Origin of the sequence: Pedobacter jamesrossensis, assembly GCF_042650905.1 — a bacterium.
Lineage (GTDB): Bacteria > Bacteroidota > Bacteroidia > Sphingobacteriales > Sphingobacteriaceae > Pedobacter > Pedobacter jamesrossensis.
Map to the genome: position 1 here is coordinate 1 of NZ_JBHSBY010000136.1, position 25,238 is coordinate 25,238.

Here is a 25,238-nt window from a genome sequence, read left to right on the forward strand (position 1 = left end):
ATAAATATATGAAAATCAACACTTTAAACCAAAAAATAACATAAAAAAATATAAAAAATTTAAGCAAAATAAAAGGGCTGATCATTTTATTTATGATACAGCCCCGTTTAAAGAATCTTTTGTTTTTATTAATTAGCAGACGCTGTCCAGGTATTATTATCAGGATTAGAATCTGGTAATACTTTATTCGGATCTAAAGTTACAGAAACCACTTCATCAGTTGTTGGGTAGCTTACTGTCCAAGTCGAATTTTTCATCCAAACATCAACAGGTATTTTTATCATATCAGTTTTGCCACTTTTGGTTTTAACCTGAAGAATAATTGGCATGGGCATTTTTTCTAGATTAACCACTGTAATGTTGTATCCTGTTAATTTATCATCTTTTTTAACGGCCGCGACACTTGCAATTCCTTGATCCATTTTCCAGTTATTTAAGAACCAGCTTCTCCAAAACCAAGCTAAATCTTCTCCCGCACCATTTTCCATCGAACGGAAAAAATCGAATGGTGTTGGGTGTTTAAATGCCCAGTTTTTAATGTATTGACGAAAAGCATAATCAAATCTGTCTTCTCCTAAAATCTGGTCTCTTAAAATATTTAAGCCCCATCCCGGCTTGCTGTATAAGTTAATGCCAATATTACGCTCTTGCATACCATCTGGCATTAACATGATGTTATCTAAAGCCAAATTCCCAATCGCTCCTTTACCAACACGATTCATATCTGTTACTCGTGGTTTATATTCTCCATTATTGAAATTTTGGGCAGAAATACCATTAATAAAGGTATTAAAACCTTCATCCATCCAACCGTATTTACGCTCGTTAGAACCAACAATCATTGGAAACCATGAATGACCAAATTCATGATCGATTACACCCCATGCAGCACCTTTTTTTGCTTTCCATCCACAGAAAACAATACCAGGATACTCCATACCACCAATATTGGTAGCCACATTAACAGCCATTGGATAAGGATATTCGAACCATTTTGTAGAGTAGTGTTCTATGCTCGATTTAACATACTCAACACCACGACCATATCCATCTGCACCATTGCTTTCAATTGGTTGAGCGGAAACAGCTAAACCTTTTCTTCCGCTTGGGAAGTTTATTCTTGCTGCATCTAAAACAAATGCTTTTGATGAAGCCCATGCGGCATCTCTTGCATTAATAATTTTAAATTTCCAAGTTAATTTATCTTTAGCCGGGCGAGATTTCGGGTCTGTAACCTCTTCCGCTGAACGAATATGAACCGTTGCATCGCTTAATTTTGCTGCATTCCATCTTTTCAATTGCTCAGCAGTAAAAACTTCCTGAGGATTTAACAATTCTCCAGATCCCATAACAATATGTGTTGCAGGTGCAGTAATTGCATAAGTGATATCTCCATATTCGCAATAGAACTCACCACCACCCCAGTAAGGCAATGTATTCCATCCTAAAACATCATCATAAACACACATACGTGGAAACCATTGTGCAATTGCGAAAATTTCGCCGTTTTGAGTTGTTAAATGACCTGTTCTATCCGAACCTTCTTTAGGTACAATGTAAGAATAATCCATTTTCACCGTAACTATATCGCCATTAGCAGCCATTGGCTGGTCTAAACGAATTTGCATCCTGGTGTCTTCTATAATAGATGTAAACTTTACTGCTGCCGTTTTTTGAGAAACACTAACGTTATTGATTTTATAACCACCATCAAATTTTTCGCCTTGTGCGCCATAACGGCTACGGCTCGGCGTAATTTGAGCGCCACGAGAATTTTCTTTAAACGTATTCTGATCTAATTGCAACCATAAATAAGGTAACTTATCAGGGCTATTATTTTTATAGGTGATGGTTACTGTTCCACTCACCATATTTTTAGTTTCATCTAAACTCGCGGTAATGTTATAATCTACCCTGTTTTGCCAGTATTTAGCGCCCGGAGCGCCATTAGCAGAACGAAATTCGTTACCGTTTTGTGTGTAAAATAGTGGCCCGAATGCTTCTGATGAATTATAATTGGTTGCAGGTGCAGCTCCTGTGCTAGCTTGCTGTGCTGAAGCATTAAAAACTAATGCACAACCAACTAAACACAATGCGATTAGTTTGTTTATTCTGATATTCATATTGAAATTTTTATACGGCGGCAAATATAAAAAATAAGCCCGAGCAGACTTATTTGTGCTTATAATGTTACTTTATACAGCGTTAACAGTTTAACAAAGAAGATAAATTCTATCAATTTACCTTCTTTAAAACAGGTAAATCTTGCAATTTTCTCTCTTTAGGAGAAAGCTTTAACCAGGCATGGTAAGACTGAACAATATAGTAAGAATACCTAAATGGTCTTTCTTCTTGTATTTTCAAAACAGATGGACGATAAATAATCATAAAATTCTTCAAGTCTTCGCCCTCTAACTTTAATAGATTATTAATTGTTCGTTCGTTAAAATTATCATCTATTTCAGCTAAGTATTTATCACGTTCTTCCAACTCTGCTTCCTTTCGTTGTTGCCTTTTATATTTACCGTAACCAAGATTTAAGTTCAATCCACCAACTTTATCTGTCATTTTTTTTCTTTCCAAATTACCGCCAGTACCCAATAAGGTATATTTTTCTGCCAGAGGATCGGGAGAAAGAATAGATTTATTAATTTTTACGCCTTTAATATCAACATCATTTAACGCATTAATTTTATCAACCATATATATGGTTTTTGGCAGTAAACTAGTTAAATAAAGTGTATCTGTTCGGTATCCAACTAAAGAGAATTCCAATAAATCGCCAGTATTAGCTGTAATTGTAAATTTCCCGGCAGCATTTGCACTTGTTATCTTTTTGGTATTTAAATTTCTTACAGTTACCCCAGGAAGAGATATTGTTTTTTTCGAAAAATCGTAAATCGCACCTGTAGTTACTGTTTGAGCCAGTGTACAGAAAGGAAAGGCAAGTAATAAAATTATGATTAGCTTATACATATTCAAAAATAGATTAGTTTAAATGCTAACAGTACCATTTAACAAAATTTAACATAAAACAACTGAGTTAGCCAAGTGTTTCAATATAGCGGTTTTCATCAAAAGAAATTAAAATAGCCTGACTATTCTTCTCTATAACAGGACGCTTAATAGCACTTGTATTTTCAATTAAATAAGCAATTGCTTTTTCTTGATTGTTGATAGCTGATTGCTCATCTTTAGATAATTTTTTCCATGTTAAGCCCTTACGATTTAAAACAGTTTCCCAGCCAAAAATGTTGCACCAATCATTTAATTTATCGGCCGTAATTCCTTTTTTCTTAAAATCGTGAAATTCGAAAACAATTTTATGAGCTTTTAACCAATCGAGCGACTTCTTAACCGTATTGCAATTTGGGATTCCGTATACTATCATTTTTAATTATTATTTAATCTCCAAATGTAAGCAGCCGTTTTTAATATTGAATGAATTAATGATGAGTCGAAATCTTAAATTCCTGTATATATAAAAATGATTCATCACATTTATTTAGCCATCCATCACATTTTAAAAATAATTTCAATGTGGGTGATTAAAATTGCATCATCAAAAAAAACAATTTATGAACAGTAAAGATTTACAACGAATAGAATTTTGGATTTCAACCTGCCTTTACATATTAATTATCATACTACTTATTTCGGGTGCAGATAATGGCGAGCACAATTCGAACCAGTATCGATTCCAAGCTCAACAACTAAAATTCTCTTATGTCACAAATTATTTAGTCCCCGAAATTTTTCGTTTCTCTATTCTGTACCTCAGCTTTTTAGCTATAAATTTTTGCATAATTCCTGCATTTATTAAAAAGCAAAACGTTGTGACCAACAGCTTTCTGCTTTTAGGTTTATTCTTATTTGGCGGTTTGGTTTTTAGCATCGGCAAAACCTACAGTGAGGCTTATATTTTAGTACAGTATGATGAATTGCAGGATGGTTATAACAGACTATTCTTTAATGGCTTTATTTACAGCATTTGGTCTATTGTTATTATTTCTGCTTATGGCATAATAAAAGCATTTGTTGCCTACTTAAACGAAAACAAAGACAAAAGCACCGATCGGAATACACAAATTAAACTCGATGTTGGTTTTGGGCTGGCTTTCTGGTTTGTAGGTTTACTTTTATGGATATCGACCAGATCTGGAATTGAAGTCAGCATTTGCTGGACATTAGTTATTTTTTCCACCATAGGAATTGTTATCTACTCCATTTATAAACTTTTACCCGAAAACTATGAAGATGGAAAACCATTTAAAGTTTATTTCTGGCAAGTGTTTTTTATTTCGATTTTATTGGCCGTTCCATTAGGTTTAATCTCTACCTTATTTATATGGCGTGCGGAGATGTTTTTTGTAGTTTTCTTGTTCTACATGCCAACACAACTAATAATTAGCGTACCGTTATCGTGGTATATTTACAAACGACGACTTGCCAACCGTACTGAAATTACTAACCTAAAAACCAAATTAGGTAAATCAGATGCGAGCCTAAGTTTCCTACAATCGCAAATAAATCCACACTTTTTATTTAATGCATTAAATACTTTGTTTGGAACCGCATTACAGGAAAACGCAGAAAGAACTGGTGAAGGCATCCAAAAACTTGGCGATATGATGCGCTTTATGCTACACGAAAACATGCAGGATAAGATTTCGTTAACCCGCGAAGTTGAGTACCTAAACAATTACATCGATTTACAGAAACTCCGTACTTCTCGCTCTGCTGATATAAAAATTGAAACACAAATAGATGAGCAGTTAAATAACCTGCAAATAACGCCAATGTTGCTTATTCCGTTTATAGAAAATGCTTTTAAGCACGGCATCAGCCTGCAACAACCATCGCACATTAAAATTACGCTGCAAACTAAAGAAAACACGCTTTATTTCGACGTACACAATAGCATCCATTTAAAGGCCGATAACGACCCGGAAAAGTTAAAAAGCGGTATTGGACTAGAAAATGTAAAACAACGATTATTTCACCTTTATCATGGCAAGCACGAATTAATCATCCGCGAAAGCGCAAAAGAGTTTTTCGTGCATTTAACACTGCAATTAGATTAAACTAACATTGTCAACACTGAGCTTAGTCGAAGTGCAACTATCCAAATTTTAGTTCCGTAATTATTTTTTTATTATTGTAATTCTAGAGATTAATGGCTTCGACTCCGCTCAGCCTGACAACAAGACTGAGCTAGATAAACTATAACAAAATTATGATTGCAATTGCCGTAGATGATGAACCGATAGCACTAGATATTATTCGATCGCACGCTTCGAAAGTACCTTTTATTGAATTAAACGCTGCTTTTACGAATGCTTTTGAGGCCATTACTTATCTGCAACAAAACAAGGTCGATTTAATTTTTCTCGATATTAAAATGCCCGATATAAGCGGAATCGACTTTTTGAAAAGCCTGAGCAATCCGCCGATGGTGATATTTACAACCGCTTACACCGAACATGCTGTACAAAGTTTTGAACTCGATGCGGTTGATTATTTGTTAAAACCTTTTTCGCTTTCCCGCTTTTTAAAAGCATGTAATAAGGCAAATGAGTTATACAACTTCCGAAATAATAAACAAGAAACTAAACCTGAATATATTTTTATTAAAGATGGTTACGAACAGGTTAAAGTTGAACTGAATGATATTTTATATGTTGAAGCTTCGGGAAATTACACTCAAATTCAAACTACCAACAAACTTCTAAGCTCTAGAATTACGATTAACGATTTAGCCGAATTACTATCCAAAACCGATTTTATTCGCTGCCACAGAGCCTTTATTGTTGCAAAAAACAAAATATCCAAATTTGATCGTAGCCAAATTTGGATTGATGAAAAAGTTATACCAATTGGTGCAACTTACGGCAATATCCAGCTGGTTTAAGGCTGAGGTTTTACAGTTACCCTAACACCTTCTGAATGTGTTGTAAATTCTGGTGCATACATACTTTGCAAAGTTGTTATCCCATTCGAGAAATTACCTGCATGTGTAACCCTTAATTCGTACTCAAAAACATAGGTACCTTTACGTAAATCGCTAATAAAAAAGTTTGTCGATGCATCTTTTGTACTTTCATAATAGCTTAAACCATCTTGATATTTATATTTAGAAATTACATTTGCAGGTTCAAAACCCGCCGAACGCATATCTTTTAGATGAATATATTCCATATCTCTATCGCTACGAATTTCGATTCTTACTTTAATTTTATCTCCCAGTTTTAAGGGGCTTTTCGAATCAATTTTAGTTAACACATTTTCTTTAGCTGATGCGGTTTGCAGAAATAATTGCTTATTAATTTTAACACCGGTTTCTGCAGGCGTAATTTTATCTAACTGTTCGAAATACTGCCAATACAAAGCACCCCAAGCTACTGTTTTATTGGTATTTTTAACAGATATTTTAGCCATTTCGGGTTTAATATTTTCTGCAGTAACAGTTATTTTTTCGTAACCAGTTCCTGTTTCTTTGGCATTTTCTGAAAAATCTTTATAGGTTTTGCCTCCGATTAAAATTTCTGGTTCAGCAGTTTCATCTAATAAATTATAGCCTCTTTTTAGCAAGGCATAACAAGCGGCAACGGTAGCTTTTGTTGTTTTCCAATCGTTAGTTTGCTTATTTTTAAGCAACCAAATTTTCATCTCTTCAACAGATTTCGAATCTGCCGCAATTTCATCGAATGCTTCGATAAGCAAAGATTGTGTTTCTACCGGATTTTCGTACCACCACAACCCATAACGGTTATTTGTCCAATACATACCTAATTCTTCACTTTGCTGAGCCCGCTGTTTTAAAAGATTTATTACCTTTTGCGCCTCAACTTTATTACCATTTCTAATTAAAATTAAAGCTGCTTGCCCTTGTTGGTACGGCTCCATCGTTAGCCAATTTTCATTTATTTTTTTTAGGTAAAAGGCTAAAGCTTTATTAAAGTTAGGCTCCTCATTTTTTATCGGACTGTAACTTCTGGCGTATAAATAATGTAAGGGTAAGTAAGCTATCTTTTTATCTTGAGTTTCTTTTTTATAGTCGTTTTGTAGCTGCTCATCCAAATAACTAATTGCTTTATTTAAAACCTTATTAAAATTTGGAAAAGCTTTTTCATCAACCAATTTCGATTGTTTTAACTGGCCCATTCCTAAAACAATGTGTTGAGTAATGTATCTATCTTCGGCCATACCACTAAACCAAGGGAAAGAACCATTCGCATTTTGCATACTTTCTAACTTCTCTAAATTCGATTTAAGTTCGTAAGTCATTCGGTTTAAATCGAACAAAACGGCTAATCTTTTCTTACGTTCTGCATCATTTTCTGCATCTCGTACCCAAGGTGTTTCTTCGAGCAAAATTGACTTTAGATTTGCATTTTTCTCTAAATTAGAAAGCAAGGCTTCACCATTATTTACTTGTTTCCACGATTCGAAAACTTGTTTAATTTTAGGAGAAGAATTGATTATTCCTGTTGCAAAGCTGTTTGAATAAAAACGGCTAAAAGTTTGCTCAGTACATTCGAATGGATATTCCATTAAATACGGTAAGGCTTGAACTGCATACCAAACCGGATTTGACGTAAATTCGAATGTTAGCGATTTATTTTTTAAAGTTTGCGATTTCCCCGATGTAAATAATTTATCTAAAACAAAAGTTTTACTCGTTTCGCCACGAACATTTAATGGCATAATTTCGGTTACTAACATCGAATTTGGCAAAACCGGAATTGTCATTTCTTCTCCATCAGAAAATTTTTCTGATTGTGCCAAAAGCTTATAACTAATTGCATTTAATCCCGAAGGAATTACTAAAACCCAGTTTAAAGCTTTATTTCCACCACTACCAAGTTCAAACTGCTGAACCGCAACGTTGGGTTTATCAAATATTGAAATCAATTTGTTGGTTAAGGCATCTCTGATTTCCAAGATTGCTTCTCCGCTTAAATTTTTACCTGATAAATTATTTAACCTTGCACTAAATTGAATGGTATCGCCTTCTCGGAAAAAACGTGGTGCATTTGCCGAAATGGCTAATTGCTTTTGTGTGATTAACGCTTTGGTAATTGTTCCTGTTTTTAAATCTTTTGTATGTGCAAAACCCATCATTTTAAACCGCGTTAACGATTGCGGAATAGTGAAATCTATATTAATTTCTCCGGCTTCGTTAGTTTGCAGTTGCGGGTAAAAAAATGCTGTTTCGTTAAAATAAGTACGAGTAGCAACCTCTTTTGTACCGAAAACAGGTTTACCATTTACAATAGCAAAACCAGTTTTTGGGTCATAAGCTTTTTCAATCGATACAAAATCGTATGTCTTGCTGTCATCAACAGTTATTGCCACTTCGTCTAAAGCCCTTACCGTTCTTATTAAATCACTTTTATTAAATTTTTCACCTGTCTTGGTATTTATTTCCTTTAAAACAATTTTATTAGTTTCCACTTCATCTCTTAGCATAACAGAACTTCCGGCAACAGCGCTTTTTAACTGAGCACCATAACCAGTTACAACAACTTCATTAAGCTCACGGCTATCTTCTTTCATTATAACATCGTTTCTGCCTAAATAATTTAATGTAAGTGATACTGGCAAAAACCCAATACAAACTATAGAAAGCTTATCGCCAACTTTTGCACTAATTTGATAGATACCAAACTGATCGGTATAAGCTGCGATTTTGCCATTTTTAACTAATGCACCAGGTACAGCAAATCCATTTACATCGTTAATCACACCATAAAAACCTTTTCCTTTATCCAATTGCTCTAGTTTTTTTGCAAAGGCATCAAGCAAATCTTTCTTTTTAGCTAATTCGATTTTTCTTAAATAATTATGGTAACCATCGTTATAACCGCCATAGTAACTATAACCTAAAAGATTAAAATTTTCGTAATTACGATTCTGTTGCTGATAGAAACGATAGTAATTTCTAAGAAACCAGAGTTCTTGCCCCGTTCTTAAACTATTAAACTCCGATTGCCAATTGTAAGCATGGTAGCTATACTGTTGCTTCGAAATGGAATTCCAATTCATAGCACTCAAATTATCTAAAGATGCATCGTATAAAGTGGCAACCATTTCGGCCATTTGTTTTTCTCCATTTTTATTGGTGATACGCAATTTCCAGCTTTCCTTTTCGCCTGGCTGCAATTTATCTCTAAATGATAAAAATTTAACATCGAGTTCTTTTGAGGTATCTTTTATCAAAACTGATTGCATAGATTGATAAATTACACCATTATGAACCATAGAAAACTGAACATTAAACGAATCTTCGAAATCGGGTTGCGCTTTTATTTTCACAATACTTTGCTTGGGCGAAACCTTTAACCAAACCTTATCGATAATTTTATCCTTATAATAAACTTCATAATACGCATTCGCATTATTCAAAGCACCTGCAATTCTAAAAATTGCCGTCCCCGCTTTTGGAATTATACTATTTTCGGCGATAAGCCAATCGCTTATTGTTGTAATAACTTCAGGTTTCTGATTAAAAACCTTTACAATTTTATCCGTTGATACAGAATCATTAACACTATTTATAGCCGTAATTTTAACCTTATAATAACCAGCTGGCAAAGATTTATCATTGAGTGGCAATTCACCGAAACCATTTTCTATCTCTATATTTTTATTAAAACTGATTTTTGAGAGTGGCCAGTTCGCGGGGTTCGATTCATCATTATACTCGGCATTTGGAAAATTATATTTAAAATCAATTCTATTTAAAGAATAAGCTTCGGGTTTTACAGAAAATGGATTCTTAATTGTCAATATTTGTGGCTCTTGTAATTTTAACCATTCGGTTTCCACTTTAGCATTTATCGGTTGATTGTTTAGATTTAAAACATCAAAAGAAAAACTATCTTGTTTTGATGTTAAAAAGATTTTATCGGGTAAATTAAAGGTTAATCTAATGTCTTTTTCTCCAACTTTAATCTCAGTGCCTGATGTTCTGGTTTCGCCATTTACATCTGTAACATCAACAGTTATTTTATACATGTAATTCTTTTTCGAATCATTTCCGGCCATGGCTAAGAAATTAAAACTAAAATTACCATCGGCCTTTAAATCTGCCTTACCTACAACAATTTGTTTAACCAAATTACCTTCATATCTACTGGTCATATCTGGCAATGAAATTCTTGATATTGTATATTTTAGCTTTGCGCCTCCAACTGGATAACCAGAAAAAGTAACCGCTTTTCCTTTTACCAAAACACTGTCGTTTAACTTATACATATTATTAAATTTATCGAAGACAATTTCAAACGTTGGTCGTTTATACTCTTCTACCTGGATTGAAATACTACCATAGCGGGTATTAATTTGCATTCGGCCATTTAATCTTCCTTGTGGAATTGTAAACGAACCTTGAAAAGTTCCATAATCATTTGTTGTAAGAGAAAGCTTTTGAATATCGGCCCAATTCACGTCCTTAAACACAACGTCTATATTTTCTTTAGCTAAAATCGAACTCTTGTAATCTTCATTTTGCAGGTAAATTCCTTTGAAATAAACAATTTGGCCTGGTCTGTAAATTGGCCTATCTGCAAAGAGAATAACCTTTTTACTTTCTTCCCTGTAATTGAAATTACTTCCGTTAATATTTATATTTACAGAGTCTTTACCATAATTGAAAACAACATTATTTACACTTAAAAAAGACCCACCTTCTGCAAAACCATTTTTATCTGATGTAATTTTTCCTCTATCTACAATACTATATTTTCCACCTGCATATTCTCTCGAGCGCTCATTTATAGTTACATTTTGCAATGGTTCGCCAGTTTTACTATCTGCAATAAAGTATTGATGGTTAACCAAACCCGAAACTCTGCTGGTAATTGCAAGTTTTGTAATTTTAAAATTAGCGTAAGAGATTAAATCGTTAAAACTTTTATCTCGCGAATTTCCGGCGAACAAAACATAGTTACCAATTGGTAAAGCTTCTACTTTATCGATAAAATTATGCTCGATATAATCTACTTTTTTAGGCAAACTTACTTGCCATTCTTTAATTGGCTTTTGCTGATTTAAGAACTTATCATATTGCTTCACATTATCGAAATTAAAATCTGCATCTACTGCTCTTAGTTTATAAAGCTTAAGAAATGCAGTATCGGTATTTTTGTGAGAAAATTTTATTTGAAAAGGACTATCAGGAAGGTTATAACCCTTAATCTCGATTTTCAGATTTTTTGTTTTAATCTGATCAATTAGATTTTTTGCATTCGCTGCCCCTATACTTTTTGGATATGCCTTAATTGCTCGTTCGGCAAGCTCTACTGCTTTTATAAGATTGTTTTCGGGTTTAAAATTTGTTAGGCTTTGTCGTTGAATAAGCATTACCTGCTCGCAAAGTACATCAGCATATATTTCTGTAGATTCAGAAAATACCGCTAAATTTTCAAGTGCATTAAAGAAAATTTCATGTTTATCGCTTCCAGTACGTTGATAAATAAATTTCAATCGTTTCAGTTCTACATCGGCTAATGCTGCATTATTTCCATTATCATTATGACATTTATTTAAGGTTTGAAAAACTTTGAAAGCCTGTACTGTAAAAGAAGTACTATCTAAAGATGAAAAATTAAGCTTGTGAAAATTCTTAAAATCAAGGAACAATTCATTTTTAGAAAAATCGATTGAGTTATCATTATTGGCGATTTCTATTTGCGTATTCACAAAAACATCAATTGCCCGATGTGCCAAAATATCGTAAAGCGTAGGCCTTAAATATCGGGTTGAAGAATCGCCGATAAGAATATCCTTCATTTTACCCGATTCAATATTTTGCAAAAGATTTGTTTCAGCTAAGGAAGCTATGTAGTTTTTTATAGTTTCCTCTGTAATTTTAGGTAAAGACCATGTCGAAATGTCTGTGCTTTTATAGCCCAATACTTTGGTTCTTTGTGCAAATTGATAACGATTTTTCTGATAATATTTCCAATAGCTTTCTGCCAGCAAAGATTGTAAAATACTTTTAGCGGGTTGTTTGGCTAAGCTTACATCTTGTTGTAAATCTTTTATAATTTTTACAAACTGATTTTCTTCCAAATAGCTTTGAAAAAGCATTCGATAAACAACCGATTTAACCAGCATTTCGCTGTTATTCTGCAACCGAGCTTTGTTATTAAGCATATTAATTAGGCTTAATGCCGCTTTTGGTTCTGCTTTGCTGGCAAGAGAATCTACACGTTTAAATTCTTTTAAAAAATATTGGTTTTGTTGTGCATTGGAGTTAAAAGTATAACCGAAAAAAAATAAAATTAGGAGTGTTTTAAGTAAAGCGTTTTTCATAAAGATGAGCCTTTATATTTTAGATGGAAGATCTATTCGAATTCCATAAATATTAAACTTTAATTATCTGATTAATTAACTGCAAAATAGGTAAATCCATCTTTAATAAACTTACAACATTTAAACATTAAGCTCTTTTAACATTCCTTACATAGCAGTATCTTTGCGGCATGTCAAGTCAATTAAAAAATCTATCAGATTTTTCTCATACAACAGTTCCGAGTGGTGCAAACTATAAGTTTGGAATTATTGTTGCCGAATGGAACGCAGAAATTACAGGCGCATTGTACAATGGTGCTTTAAAAACACTTTTAGAAAACGGTGTAAAAGAAGAAAACATTATCTCTTTACCTGTACCAGGAAGTTTTGAATTAACCAGTGGGGCAGAAATTTTATTAAGCAAAAGACGCGATATTGATGCCGTAATCTGCTTAGGTTGCGTAATTCAAGGCGATACAAAACATTTCGATTTTATATGCGATGCCGTGGCTCAAGGCGTAACAAATGTTAGTATTAAATACAACAAGCCAGTTATTTTTGGCGTTTTAACCACTAATAATTTAGAGCAAGCGCAAGACCGTGCTGGTGGTAAACACGGTAATAAAGGCGATGAAGCTGCTATAACAGCAATTAAAATGGCCGATTTCTCTGCCAATATTTAGTATTACGATTTAATAATTATTTGTACATTAGGACTTTAAAACTATAATCTGAATGAAAAAAGTAGCCATCTTGTTATTGGCGGTGTTTTGCACCATTACAATTTTAGAGTCTTGCTCTTCTAAACTTTGCCCGGCCTATAGCTCTTATCCCGAAGGCAAACGTAGAAGAAACTAAAATCTTTAACTTAAAATTTTTCATTTTTAAGTCATTTACAGAACTTTATGTTTTTGTGCGTGTTACTTAATAAACAATTTCTATATAATCATGGCTTGGGTTAACTTAACTTCAATAGAACAGCTTGATGAGATAAAAAACGCAAATGGTTTTAGTCTTATTTTTAAGCACAGTACGCGTTGTTCAATCAGTATGATGGCGAAAAAGAATTTTGAATTTGATTGGGATGTAATCCCTTCTGAAACAAAGTTGTACTTTTTAGATTTAATTAGCTATCGCGATATTTCAAATCAAGTTGCCGAAATTTTTCAGGTTGCGCACCAATCACCACAAATTCTACTAATTAAAAATGGTGAATGTGTTTTAGAATCATCACATAGTGATATTTCTGCTGAAGAGGTTGCAGAAGTTATTGCAGCGTAATAACTCAAAATTTAAAATTGCTTTAACTAAAAAAGGTCATGATTTTCATCATGACCTTTTCTATAATATCTCAAAAGCGGTTTTAAGCCTTTTCTATTTTTAATATTTTCGAAGTTCTGCTTCTAGTTGCTTTACAAAGTTCGGCATCAGCAGCTAACTCCTGCCCATAAGTTGGAATCATTTCTTTAATTTTAGATTGCCATTCTGGTGTTGCCAAATCTTCTTTAAAACAACGCCCTAGCAAATCGAACATAATGGAAACTGCTGTAGAAGCACCTGGTGAAGCACCTAACAAAGCTGCTATTGAGCCATCAGCAGCACTTACCACTTCTGTTCCAAATTCTAAAACACCACCTTTTTTCTCGTCTTTTTTAATTACCTGCACTCGCTGACCAGCATATTCCAGTTCCCAATCTTTTAATTGTGCAGTAGGTAAATATTCTTTTAACGCTTCCAATCTATCTTCTGGCGATTGTCTAACTTGTTCAATCAGGTATTTAGTTAAATCAAGATTATGCAAACCAGCCGAAATCATCGGACGGATATTATTAAACTTAATAGATTTTGGTAAATCTAAGAATGAGCCGTTTTTCAAAAATTTAGTAGAAAAACCAGCATAAGGACCGAACAATAAAGCTTGCTTACCATTAATCATTCTGGTATCTAAATGCGGAACCGACATTGGTGGTGCTCCAACTGATGCTTTACCATAAACTTTTGCATGGTGTTTGGCAATAATTTCTTCGTTAGTACATTTCAGCCATTGCCCGCTTACCGGAAAACCACCAAAACCTTTTCCTTCCGGAATATCAGATTTTTCTAACAAAGGCAAAGAACCGCCACCAGCACCAATAAATACAAATTTAGCGACGCGTTTACTTTTATCACCAGTATCTAAATCTTTAACTTTTATAATCCAGTTGCCGTCTTTATTTTTCTTTAAGTCACGAATTTCGTGGTTAAAATGAAGAGTTACATTACTTTGGTTTTTTAAATAATTAAACATGTCGCGGGTTAGCGAACCAAAGTTCACATCCGTTCCTAAATCCATTTTGGTCGCAGCAACTTTTTCGCCTTTTTTACGCCCTTCCATAATTAAGGGTGCCCAGGTGTTAATTGTTTCAGCATCTTCGGTATACTGCATATCGCTAAATAAATCGTATTTAGTTAGTGCTTCGTAACGTTTTTTAAGATAATCTGAATTCTTTTTCCCCCAAACAAAACTCATGTGAGGAATTTTTTTAATGAAGTTTTCAGGATTCGATATAAGACCTTTTTCAATTAAGTAAGCCCAAAATTGTTTAGAAACCTCGAAATGTTCGGCAATTTGGACCGCTTTAACGGTTTCTACATTTCCATCCTTTTTTTCGGGTGTGTAATTTAACTCGCAAAAAGCAGAGTGACCAGTACCTGCATTATTCCATGCATCAGAACTTTCTGCTGCAGCAATATCGAGGCGTTCGTAAATCTCTATACTTAAGTTAGGTTCTAATTCTTTAAGCAAAACGCCGAGGGTTGCACTCATTATCCCGGCACCAATTAAAATTACATCTGCGTCAGTTTTACCAACTGTCTTTTTCTTTTTTGTCATCTTATATTAAAGGAGTTACAAATTTAGAATCATTTTAAACATGTCACGAATTTTTTTGCTTAATTATGGTAAAAAATTGCTAAAAAATTAGAATTATTTTGTCTTTTTTTAAATCAGCAATCAAACGTCAAATTAAAAAAAGTTGTTTCAAACACATCTTTTAAAAGGATTAAACATTTAACCCATTCGCTGCAAAATAATAATCGTTTTTAACCTTATTTAAACAAATTATTGACCATTTACACAAAAAATCAATAACAATAAGCAAATCACTTGTAAATATCAAAAAAATGTACTTATCAAATAATTTTTAGCAAAGCTGATAAAACATTACAACTTTCAAACATTTTAAGGTTCTAACTTTTGAATGGGATTGTTTAACTTTGTTGCATGATTGATTTACCGGTAGTACCTGCTGTAACTGAAGTTAAGCGTAAACCAGATTGGTTACGTGTGAAATTGCCTGTTGGAAAAGAATATGCGCAAGTTCGCAGTTTGGTTGATACACATAAACTTCATACCATTTGCGAAAGTGGTAATTGCCCGAATATGGGCGAATGCTGGGGTGCAGGTACGGCAACTTTCATGATTTTGGGTAACATTTGTACACGTAGCTGCTCTTTTTGTGCAGTTGCAACTGGTCGCCCGTTGGCTGTTGATGTTGACGAGCCCAATCGTATTGCCGATTCGGTAAGATTAATGGGTGTTAAACATTGCGTAATTACTTCGGTAGATAGAGATGATTTGAAAGATGGTGGTTCGATTATTTGGGCCGAAACTTTACAAGCGATCCGCAGAGAAAGCCCGATTACAACTTTAGAAACTTTAATACCTGATTTTAAAGGTCAGTGGGACAATTTATACCGTGTTTTAGATGAGCGCCCAGAAGTTGTTTCGCATAACATGGAAACGGTTAAACGCTTAACCAGACAAGTGCGCATTCAGGCTAAATACGATAGAAGTTTAGAAGCTTTAAAAAGAATTTCGGAATTTGGTTTAAGAACAAAAACCGGCATTATGCTTGGTTTAGGCGAAACTGAGGAAGATATTTTCGAAGCCATGGATGATTTGGTGGCTAACGGTGTTCATATTTTAACCTTAGGGCAGTATTTGCAGCCAACACGCAACCACCATCCGGTTGTAGATTGGATTCACCCAGATACTTTCGCTATGTATAAAGAAGTTGGTTTGGCTAAAGGATTAAAATATGTTGAAAGTGGTCCATTGGTTCGTTCATCTTACCATGCAGAAAAACATCTTTTTCCAATTGAAGGGATAGCATAACTTTAACAGGAAAAATTCAATGAATTTTATTTAATCATAAATAGAATTCCAATTAAGAATGAAGTTTCAAAACATTTTTTTGCTTTTGTTGTTGAGTGTTGTATCTTAGTAACCATAAGTGACTGCTTTAAAAAAATCTACCCTATCTGAGCCAGAACTCGTTTTAGCATTGCAATCGAAAGATCCTGCGGTATTAAAAACGATATATAGTATGTATTCATCTGCACTGTATGGCGTTATATCACGAATTATTACACACACAGAGTTAGCGGAAGATGTTTTGCAGGAAACCTTTGTTAAAATTTGGCAATCAGCAGCTAACTACGATAATACCAAAGGTCGTTTGTTTACCTGGATGATGAATATTGCCCGCAATCTTTCTATAGATAAGCTTCGTTCCAAAGATTTTAAAAACTCACTCAAAAACCAAGATATAGAAAATAACGTAAGTTTCGTTGATGAACAAAACAAGGTAACTTTTAACCCCGATGTTCTTGGTGTTAAACAACTTGTAGAAAACCTTAAACCAGACTTACAGTCGGTTCTAGATTTAGTTTATTACAAAGGTTTTACACATGTAGAAGCCGCAGAAAAATTAGATTTGCCTTTAGGAACGGTTAAAACCCGAATAAGATTGGCTATTATAGAATTGAGAAGGAATTTTAATTAAGCGTGGAAAATTTAAAAGCATATATCGAATCCGGAGTACTCGAACTGTACGTTTTAGGTGATTTATCACCTGAAGAAAGACTGCAGGTTGAAGAAATCGCTGCTCGTTACCCTGAGGTAAAAGCTGAGATAGCTTCAATTGAAGAGGCTATGGAGCAATATGCTATGCAAAATGCTGTAGAACCATCTGCAGATGTAGAGATAAGGTTGTTTGAGAAGTTGGGATTAAATGAAGAGGATGAAGTGATTTCTAATCAACCCACTTATGATGAAGAGCCTAAAATTATCAGTTTAGATGGAAGCGATGGCAAGGTGAGAACCTTAAGTTATGCTTTGGTTGCATGTGTAGCTTTATTAGTAATGAGTGTAGCAGCTTTATTTGTTACTTATAACAAATTAAATGATGCACATTCTCAAATTGCAAGCTTAAATTTTGATAAACAAAAGTTTGCTGGCGTAGTTAGTAAATTAGAATATGATAACCAAGGTTTAAGTAATATAGTAGAAATGGCCGATAGTAAAGAATGGGCTACAATTAAAATGCAAGGGCAAGCAATTAGCCCTAAATCTAAAATGAATGTTTATTGGAACAAGAAAGATAAAAGTGTTTTGATTAATTACGTTGCTATGGATCTACCTAAAGCAGATGCCCAACATGAATACCAACTTTGGGCTTTAGTAAACGGCAAACCTGTTAGCTTAGGTGTTTTTGGTAAGGCAGATTCTACCTCAAAAGAAGCCTTGCTAAAAATGCAAACCATACAAGAAGCTCAAGCTTTTGCCGTAACATTAGAGCCAATGGGTGGAAGCGTAAATCCTACAATGGAAAAACTAACCGTAATGGGTGGCGTTTAAGATATAAAAGCATTGAAAATATAAATCCCGATAAGTTTTAAACCTATCGGGATTTTTTGTTGGAAGTAATTATAGGATGCCATCATCCCCGTGCAGGAAGGGATCTTAATACTTCTTACTTTATCGTTTTAAGATTTCCAATTAAATTGGAAATGACGAGTAAAAAAAATGGGTTTTATAATTAATTGTACTTCTACAAGCTCAACAAGATAATCGGAGTTAGTAATTATGATTTCTGTGCATATTTGACTTCTTCGTAAGGCTGTACTAAAACCCACCCTTCTCCAAAAAATTCAAGTTGAAAAGATTCACCGCTTCCTCTTCCAATAAATGAACCGAAAGTTAAATTAGTTTTAATGTTTGGCGATAAATTTTCAGACCAGGCTACGGTTGCATTTGGGTCGGTGTAAACAGGCTGATTAGCAGAAACTCTTAGTAAAATCGGCTCCCCATGAGTTGTGATTGCAATATAACCACTTCCAGAAAGCTTAACCTGAAACAAGCCGCCACTCATCATTCCGGCAACGCTTTTAAGCATTTTTATTTCGTTTTTGATGCTTTCTTCCAAAGCTAAAACATCATTGCCATTTACAAATACAGATTCATTTTGAAGCTTAATGATTTTAACTTTTTTGCCTTCATCAGCCAGGTATAATTTTCCAGTTCCGGCAGCATGCATTAATGAAGTGCCTTCACCTGATATTGCTTTTTTTAGTAACCCACCTAATCCTTTACTTAATAATCCTTCTCTTTTAAAATCGATATTGCCAATATAAGCCACCATTGAGCCTGCTTTAGCTAATATCTTTTGGTTTTTCATATTAACCTCCAACATTGCAGGTTTCTCCAGTTCAAAAAAATCGTTTTCGTTTGGGTTTTCAGCAGATTCTTGAATAAGCTCTGCAAGCGTGTATTCTTTATTATTTTCCATAAAAGTTTTATTTAGATTTCCTGGTTTAGGTTATCAATTCTAAAGCCAAAGCATATCAAAATATCTTTTATTTACTCACATAAATATTTAAAGTGATTTAAATTAGTTCTCTTATCGCCTCAGCACTTTTTACTGCAACTTGCGATGCTGTAACTACGAATTTATCTTTCGCTAAATCATCACCAGCTTTTCCATGGATAAAGCAGCCTAAAATTGCAGCGTTTAGTGTTGAGTACTTTTGAGCAAGAAAAGCTACAATTATTCCAGTTAAAACATCGCCCATTCCACCTTGCGCCATAGCGGGATTACCAGTTGGATTGATGTAAATCTTCCCCTCAGAACTGCAAACGAATGTATACTGATTTTTAAGCACGATAACTATTTTTAATTCTTTCGCTTTTTCTTTCGCTGTTTGAAGTCTTTCCCACCAAGTAGCATGTTCACCAAATAATCGATCGAACTCTTTCATGTGAGGCGTTAAAATTGAATTTTCAGGTAGTTTTTCAATTAAGTCTTGTCTTTCAGCTAAAATATTCAATGCATCAGCATCAATAACTAAAGGTTCGTTATTAGTAATTAAACTCTCCAGTAATTGTTCGTTTTCAAAAGAAATACCTAATCCTGGGCCAATTGCAATTGCCTGGTATTTGGAAGGATTTTCGATTCTGGTACATTCATCTCTGGGCAAAGCCATCACTTCTGGCAAAGATGTATTTAACGCGATTAAGCCGCTTTGTGGAATACAGGCAGTTGTTAAACCTGCACCGGCATGTAAGCAAGCCATTGATGAAAGCAAGGCAGCACCCATTGTATTTGTATTTCCGGCTATAATTAGGGCATGACCATAAGTTCCTTTATGACTAAATAATTTTCTCGGTTTTAGTATTTCTTGAATATCGCCTTGCTCAATGAGATAAAAATCTGATTCTTGTTTTTGAATAAAATCTTCGTTCAAACCAATATCAACAACTTCATACTTTTCAGTAGCTAAAATTGATTCGGGTAAGAAAAAGTTAATTTTTGGTCGCTGAAAGCAAATGGTTTTATAAGCTTTAATGCCATTATATGTTTCAGGTAACCTACCCTCGGCAAAAAAACCTGTTGGCACATCTACCGAATAAACTTTTTTATTGAGTTTATTAATTTGTTTTACCAACGCAGCATAATCTCCCTCCAAAGACTTGTTTAAACCCGAACCTAAAATAGCATCGATAATTAAATCTGCCTTGACATTTTTTAAATCTGAAACTTTATCAATTACGACTTTTTTACATCTCGATTCATTTAATCGTTGCAGGTTAATCGCAAAATCCGGGCTTTGCTTCTCGCTTAGGTTGATAACATATACTTTAACATTTTCGTAACCATTATTAAGTAAAAGGTGAGCAATAGCTAAACCATCACCACCATTATTGCCCTTTCCACAGAAAACTGCTACATGCTTACTGGCATCAAATTCATCTTTGAGAAAACTTTTAACAAATGCCCTTGCGGCCTTTTCCATCAAATCGATAGAGGCGATTGGCTTGTTTACAATAGTAAATTCATCAGCAAGCCGCGTTTGAGCAGAAGTAAGCAGTGTTAGCATTTAACTAATATAAGGTTTTAGCTATAATAAAAAACTGATATCATTTGTTTGATAAGCTTTTCAAAATCCATACTATCAATTTATATTTTATCGCGTAAATAAATTTCATTAATATCAATCACGAAGAGGAAAACGAGATAAATAATCAGGATTTAAATTACCCTGTTTATTCTTTGAACGAATTATTAAATAGGCTCCTATCACAATAAAAAATTCAGCTATCGTAATAGAATTTAATTTGGCGATATCGTCATGCTTAGCTTTTTTTAAGATTCCCGTTTTCCTGGGAACGACCGCTCAAAATACTATTCTGCTAACAGTATTTCAACATCAATTTTGATACTGCCTATTTTAATTTATAGATAATTGAAAAATCTGTAATTTTAAATAATGGATAGCAAAATAAGAATCGGCGTTACCGATTGTAGTAAATTCGAAATTTATCGCGATTGGGTTTTATCTTATGATGAAAGAGTTGAGGTAATTCAGTTAGGTTATAAACTTAATAATTTTGAAGAAATAAAAAATTGCCATGGAATTGTGCTTACAGGTGGCGAAGATGTTCATCCTGGTTTTTACAATAAACCAGAATATTATAATTACTGTTATGAAGATGATATTGATGTGCAACGTGATGAATTTGAATTTAAAGTTTTAGCATATACAGAGGAAAATGACATACCTGTTTTAGGTATTTGCCGTGGAATACAGGTAGGTAATGTGTTTTTCGGCGGCACATTAATTCCTGATATTGCAAGTTGGGGTAAATTTGATCATTCTAAAATGCCAGATAAAAGTGATAGATATCATGAAATTATGGTAAATCCATCGTCTTGGTTAAATGGAATTGTAAATACGGATAAAGGTTTGGTTAATAGCAACCACCACCAAAGTACCGATAAAGTTGGCAAGGGTTTAGTTGTAAGTGCAATCTCACCTGATGGAATCGCCGAGGCAATAGAACGTTCAAATCCCGAAGGAAAAGCTTTTCTGTTATTTGTACAATGGCATCCTGAGCGTTTAAAAGATCAAAAAAGTCCTTTTAGTAAAAATTTACATCATGCATTTATAAATTCGATAGTTAACCCTCAATAAAAACTGACCTAATCTTAGAAACTGTTTAAATTTCAACTCCAATTACGTTATAGAGCGTGGAGACACGTTCTATGGCAATAGCCAAGATGCGTGTCCCCACTCATCTTTATAAAATCTATAAGTCATTTTGAACAGTTTCTTAATCTTTTTGAATAAATTGCGAATTAATACTTTTTCAGTTAAACCACAGTTAAATATTTAATGAATAAACTATTCTTATTTCTATCCTGCTGCATTTTTACAGCTAACACATACGCTCAATCAATTGTTTCAGAAACAGAAATTGGAGAATCTGAAAGTGCTGTTTCACCAAAGCTAATTGCCATTATACCCGAACCGGTATCGTTAATGAAAAAGGCAGGAACCTTTACCTTGCCAGAAAATGTAAGCATTCAGGCGAGCAAAAGTGCAGATTTAAAGCAATCCATCGAGTTTTTATCTCAACGAATTACAACTGCAACCGGTAAATCTGTAAGTACTCCGGTAAGTGTAACCCATCCTACTATAAAGCTAATCCTAAATACGCATGAAGATGCGCAACTTGGTTTAGAAGGCTACAAACTAAATGTAAATCCTACTCAAATTGTTATCACTGCAAATAAACCTGCGGGTATATTTTGGGGTGTTCAATCATTAATTCAACTTTTTCCAGCCGAAATAGAAAGCAAAGAATTAGTTGCAAATGTGAAATGGAAAGCACCATGTGTTGATGTTATCGATTACCCAAAGCTTGGCTGGAGAGGTTTAATGTTCGATGTTGCCCGACACTTTTTTACCAAGCAAGAAGTAAAGCAATTTATTGATGACATGGTTCGCTATAAATTCAATTTATTACACCTGCACTTAGCTGATGATGAAGGTTGGAGAATTGAAATTAAAGGCTTACCAAAACTAACCGAGCTTGGTGCATGGAGCGTTAAAAAAGTAGGTACTTTCGGCGATTTTATTCCGCCAACTGCCGATGAGCCCCGCACTTACGGTGGTTTTTATACTCAAGAAGATATTAAAGAATTGGTTCAGTATGCGAAAGAACGCTTTGTAAATATTTTACCAGAGATTGATGTTCCTGGACATAGTTTGGCAATTATTGCTTCATACCCAGAATTATCTTGTACGCCAGATGCCGTAAATTATAAAGTGCGTTCGGGCGAAAAAATTATGGATTGGAGCAGAGGTGCCCCACCCTTAGCCTTAGTTGATAACACACTTTGCCCAGCTAACGAGAAAGTCTACGTTTTCCTCGATTCTGTATTAACTCAAGTTGCCAAGCTATTCCCCTTCGAATATATACACATGGGTGGAGATGAAGCACCTCATAATTTCTGGGAAAAGAATGAACAAATAAAAGCGCTAATGCAACGCGAAGGCTTAAAAACTATGCCACAAGTTCAGGCATATTTCGAGAAACGTGTTGAACAGATTGTAATTTCAAAAGGTAAAAAGTTTATGGGTTGGGATGAAATACTCGAAGGCGGCGTTTCACCAACTGCAGCAGTAATGAGTTGGAGAGGTATGAAATATGGCATCCAAGCTGCTAACGATAAACATAACGTGGTTATGAGCCCTACCGATTTTGCTTATTTAGATTATATGCAAGCCGATGTTATTACCGAGCCAAAAGTTTATGCCTCACTACGTTTAAATAAAGCTTACCAGTTTAATCCTATTCCTGCAAGTGCTAATGCCAAATACATTATCGGCGGACAAGCAAACCTTTGGACAGAACAAATATTTAACTTCCGCCAGGTACAATATATGGTTTGGCCACGTGCTTTTGCTATATCAGAATCTGTTTGGAGTCCGATAGAAAAGAAAAACTGGACTAATTTTGTGGAGCGCACAGAAGAACAATTTAAACGTTTAGATTTAGCCGAAGTGAAATATTCTCCTGCTATTTACGACCCGATTATCAGTGTAAAACGTTCTCCGGATAAACAATTGATGATTGAACTAACGCCAGAAATTGATGGGTTGGAAATTTATTACAGCTTCGATAACTCAACTCCAGACCGTTTTTACCCAAAATACACAAGCGCTTTGGTACCGCCAAAGGATGCCAGTATGCTGCGCATAATTACATATAAAGGCAAGCAACCTATAGGCAGATTAATTAGCTTGCCAATTACCGATTTACAGAAAAGAGCAAGATAATGGGTAAGGAAATAGAGCGAAAGTTTCTAATCAATTTACCTGAATGGGAAAAATTTGATAAACCAGAAGGAAAACATTTTAGACAAGGCTATATTTTAACCAACCCTGAAAAAACAATTCGTGTTCGAAAAACAGATACCGCAGCGTGGTTAACCATAAAAGGCTTATCAGTTGGTGCATCTAGGTTAGAATATGAATACGAAATCCCATTAGCAGAGGCTGAAGAGTTATTGGATAACTTTTCAGAAAACGAACTGGAAAAAATTAGGCATGAAATTACACATAATGGTAATTTGTGGGAAGTTGATGTATTTTTAGGCGATAATGAAGGATTAATTGTCGCTGAAATTGAACTTGAAGCCGAAGATGAAGCATTTGAATTACCGAAATGGATTGCTGAAGAAGTTACCCACGAAAAGAAATATTACAACTCCAATTTAACAAAGCACCCCTTTAAGGATTGGGAATAATTATAACTATCAGGCCATATCATAATAAATTCTAGCAGAATTAAATTCGGCGGTAGCTTCATGCTAATATTGAGGTTATATAAACTGATGTTTTAAACCATCTAGGAAAATCTAAGCCGCTCCATGGCAAAGCATTTCTTAAACGGTTTTTTGTAGGCTGTAAACCAAAAGATGCAGATATTCAAGCTGCAGTTCAGGCTAAAGAAGCTGCAGGAATTTCTGTAGCAGTTGCCCAAGGCGATGTAACCTTAACAGGTGAAGTGGCAGATGATGCTGCAAAAGCCGAAGCAGAGAAAATCGCAAAAGCCGAAAAAGGTGTTAAATCTGTTATAAACAGCTTAACAATTAAACCCGCAGCAATACCTGTTGTTATTTCGGAAGACCCAACATTAATTAAAAATGTTACTGATGCGACCAAAGATTTTCCGACGGTAAAGGCTGATGTTAAAGATGGCGTACTTACACTTACGGGTGAAATCAAAAAAGCTTCTTTAATTACGCTAATGCAACACCTAAGCGCATTAAAACCTAAAAAAATCGACAATAAATTAACTGTAAAATAAGCAGAGCGATGGCATTGCAAGAAAAATATAAAGCATTAACCGATGCGGCAATTGCTGCTGGCATATCAGATTTGGCTGTACGCGAACAAGATGGCATTTATACATTGATGGAACTACAGCAAATGGTGCTACAAAAGACAACCTTTGGGAAGTTTACAATCAAATCGACCCGAATTTTACTTCAGCAGATTTAGTTTTAAATGTAAATGTTGCAGTAGATGCAGCAGTTACCCATGCCAAAGTGATAACACAAAGCAGCAACTTAAACATTCGTAAAGGCCCGGGAACTGACCAGCCAATTGTTGGTAAAGCTGCTCACGATGAAATCATTACACTTGTAAATCGCAGCAACGATTTATGGTGGTTGGTTCGTACTAAAGATGGTGAAGAAGGATATTGCTACGCTCAGTATTTAGAGGCACAAGCTTAATAATTCATTAAAACACAAAATCCGCAGCCC

At 34.5% G+C, this 25,238-nt stretch carries 20 protein-coding genes; 13 read left to right on the top strand and 7 right to left on the bottom strand.

Translation table 11 applies throughout. The features are described 5' to 3' along the window. Positions 1 to 128: 128 nt before the first annotated feature. The 3 genes from ACFOUY_RS15995 to ACFOUY_RS16005 form a co-directional block, all read right to left on the bottom strand. Positions 129 to 2,123 carry a M1 family metallopeptidase gene (locus ACFOUY_RS15995; RefSeq protein WP_378962093.1) on the bottom strand — a complete coding sequence of 665 codons (1,995 nt, stop codon included), beginning with the start codon at positions 2,121 to 2,123 and terminating at the stop codon, positions 129 to 131. 112 nt (positions 2,124 to 2,235) lie between these two features. Continuing rightward, complete coding sequence (locus ACFOUY_RS16000) at positions 2,236 to 2,976, bottom strand: hypothetical protein (RefSeq protein ID WP_378962094.1); 741 nt, start codon at positions 2,974 to 2,976, stop codon at positions 2,236 to 2,238. 67 nt (positions 2,977 to 3,043) lie between these two features. Next, positions 3,044 to 3,391 (bottom strand): Spx/MgsR family RNA polymerase-binding regulatory protein, encoded by a 348-nt coding sequence (locus tag ACFOUY_RS16005; protein ID WP_378962096.1) that lies wholly within the window; start codon positions 3,389 to 3,391, stop codon positions 3,044 to 3,046. A gap of 187 nt (positions 3,392 to 3,578) precedes the next feature. On the opposite strand from ACFOUY_RS16005, the gene ACFOUY_RS16010 reads away from it, so the two are divergent. Together ACFOUY_RS16010 and ACFOUY_RS16015 are read left to right on the top strand one after the other, a co-directional pair. Further along, positions 3,579 to 5,084 (top strand): sensor histidine kinase, encoded by a 1,506-nt coding sequence (locus ACFOUY_RS16010; protein WP_378962097.1) that lies wholly within the window; start codon positions 3,579 to 3,581, stop codon positions 5,082 to 5,084. Between the two features lie 152 nt (positions 5,085 to 5,236). Continuing rightward, positions 5,237 to 5,911: a LytR/AlgR family response regulator transcription factor gene (locus tag ACFOUY_RS16015; protein ID WP_378962098.1), complete on the top strand. Its 675-nt coding sequence runs from the start codon at positions 5,237 to 5,239 to the stop codon at positions 5,909 to 5,911. On the opposite strand, the gene ACFOUY_RS16020 is transcribed toward ACFOUY_RS16015, so the two are convergent. After that, positions 5,908 to 12,321: an alpha-2-macroglobulin family protein gene (locus ACFOUY_RS16020; RefSeq protein WP_378962100.1), complete on the bottom strand. Its 6,414-nt coding sequence runs from the start codon at positions 12,319 to 12,321 to the stop codon at positions 5,908 to 5,910. The genes ACFOUY_RS16015 and ACFOUY_RS16020 overlap by 4 nt on opposite strands. A 170-nt stretch (positions 12,322 to 12,491) precedes the next feature. On the opposite strand from ACFOUY_RS16020, the gene ribH reads away from it, so the two are divergent. Then, positions 12,492 to 12,983 carry a 6,7-dimethyl-8-ribityllumazine synthase gene (gene ribH, locus ACFOUY_RS16025; protein WP_378962103.1) on the top strand — a complete coding sequence of 164 codons (492 nt, stop codon included), beginning with the start codon at positions 12,492 to 12,494 and terminating at the stop codon, positions 12,981 to 12,983. Positions 12,984 to 13,248: 265 nt separating this feature from the next. Next, positions 13,249 to 13,581, top strand: coding sequence for a bacillithiol system redox-active protein YtxJ (gene ytxJ / locus ACFOUY_RS16030; RefSeq protein ID WP_378962104.1), 333 nt, complete (start codon positions 13,249 to 13,251; stop codon positions 13,579 to 13,581). Between the two features lie 82 nt (positions 13,582 to 13,663). On the opposite strand, the gene ACFOUY_RS16035 is transcribed toward ytxJ, so the two are convergent. After that, positions 13,664 to 15,172: a malate:quinone oxidoreductase gene (locus ACFOUY_RS16035; RefSeq protein WP_378962105.1), complete on the bottom strand. Its 1,509-nt coding sequence runs from the start codon at positions 15,170 to 15,172 to the stop codon at positions 13,664 to 13,666. Between the two features lie 390 nt (positions 15,173 to 15,562). Between ACFOUY_RS16035 and lipA the strand changes: the two genes are divergently transcribed. The 3 genes from lipA to ACFOUY_RS16050 all read left to right on the top strand — a co-directional run bounded on the left by lipA (position 15,563) and on the right by ACFOUY_RS16050 (position 17,980). Then, the gene (gene lipA, locus ACFOUY_RS16040; RefSeq protein ID WP_344765358.1) at positions 15,563 to 16,456 is read left to right on the top strand and encodes a lipoyl synthase; all 894 of its coding nucleotides are present in this window, start codon (positions 15,563 to 15,565) and stop codon (positions 16,454 to 16,456) included. A 118-nt stretch (positions 16,457 to 16,574) separates the two neighbouring features. Next, a complete protein-coding gene (locus tag ACFOUY_RS16045) occupies positions 16,575 to 17,126 on the top strand; it encodes an RNA polymerase sigma factor (protein ID WP_378962109.1) in 552 nt (183 codons plus the stop codon). A 2-nt stretch (positions 17,127 to 17,128) separates the two neighbouring features. Next, complete coding sequence (locus ACFOUY_RS16050; RefSeq protein ID WP_378962111.1) at positions 17,129 to 17,980, top strand: anti-sigma factor; 852 nt, start codon at positions 17,129 to 17,131, stop codon at positions 17,978 to 17,980. Positions 17,981 to 18,206: 226 nt separating this feature from the next. Here ACFOUY_RS16050 and ACFOUY_RS16055 read toward each other — a convergent pair whose 3' ends face one another. Then, positions 18,207 to 18,911 (bottom strand): AIM24 family protein, encoded by a 705-nt coding sequence (locus ACFOUY_RS16055; protein ID WP_378962113.1) that lies wholly within the window; start codon positions 18,909 to 18,911, stop codon positions 18,207 to 18,209. 97 nt (positions 18,912 to 19,008) lie between these two features. Next, entirely contained in the window at positions 19,009 to 20,499 is a 1,491-nt protein-coding gene (locus ACFOUY_RS16060; RefSeq protein ID WP_378962115.1) for an NAD(P)H-hydrate dehydratase, read from the bottom strand. Positions 20,500 to 20,889: 390 nt separating this feature from the next. Between ACFOUY_RS16060 and ACFOUY_RS16065 the strand changes: the two genes are divergently transcribed. From ACFOUY_RS16065 to ACFOUY_RS16090, 6 genes are all read left to right on the top strand, one after another. Continuing rightward, positions 20,890 to 21,594 carry a gamma-glutamyl-gamma-aminobutyrate hydrolase family protein gene (locus ACFOUY_RS16065; RefSeq protein WP_378962116.1) on the top strand — a complete coding sequence of 235 codons (705 nt, stop codon included), beginning with the start codon at positions 20,890 to 20,892 and terminating at the stop codon, positions 21,592 to 21,594. A 201-nt stretch (positions 21,595 to 21,795) separates the two neighbouring features. Next, complete coding sequence (locus tag ACFOUY_RS16070) at positions 21,796 to 23,745, top strand: beta-N-acetylhexosaminidase (protein ID WP_378962118.1); 1,950 nt, start codon at positions 21,796 to 21,798, stop codon at positions 23,743 to 23,745. Next, on the top strand, positions 23,745 to 24,215 hold the full coding sequence (locus ACFOUY_RS16075) for a CYTH domain-containing protein (protein WP_378962121.1): 471 nt from the start codon (positions 23,745 to 23,747) through the stop codon (positions 24,213 to 24,215). The genes ACFOUY_RS16070 and ACFOUY_RS16075 overlap by 1 nt, the downstream gene beginning before the upstream one ends. A 179-nt stretch (positions 24,216 to 24,394) precedes the next feature. Further along, positions 24,395 to 24,778, top strand: coding sequence for a BON domain-containing protein (locus tag ACFOUY_RS16080; RefSeq protein WP_378962214.1), 384 nt, complete (start codon positions 24,395 to 24,397; stop codon positions 24,776 to 24,778). Positions 24,779 to 24,786: 8 nt separating this feature from the next. Then, complete coding sequence (locus ACFOUY_RS16085) at positions 24,787 to 24,972, top strand: hypothetical protein (protein ID WP_378962123.1); 186 nt, start codon at positions 24,787 to 24,789, stop codon at positions 24,970 to 24,972. Between the two features lie 47 nt (positions 24,973 to 25,019). Next, positions 25,020 to 25,208 carry an SH3 domain-containing protein gene (locus tag ACFOUY_RS16090; protein ID WP_378962125.1) on the top strand — a complete coding sequence of 63 codons (189 nt, stop codon included), beginning with the start codon at positions 25,020 to 25,022 and terminating at the stop codon, positions 25,206 to 25,208. Positions 25,209 to 25,238: the final 30 nt, after the last annotated feature.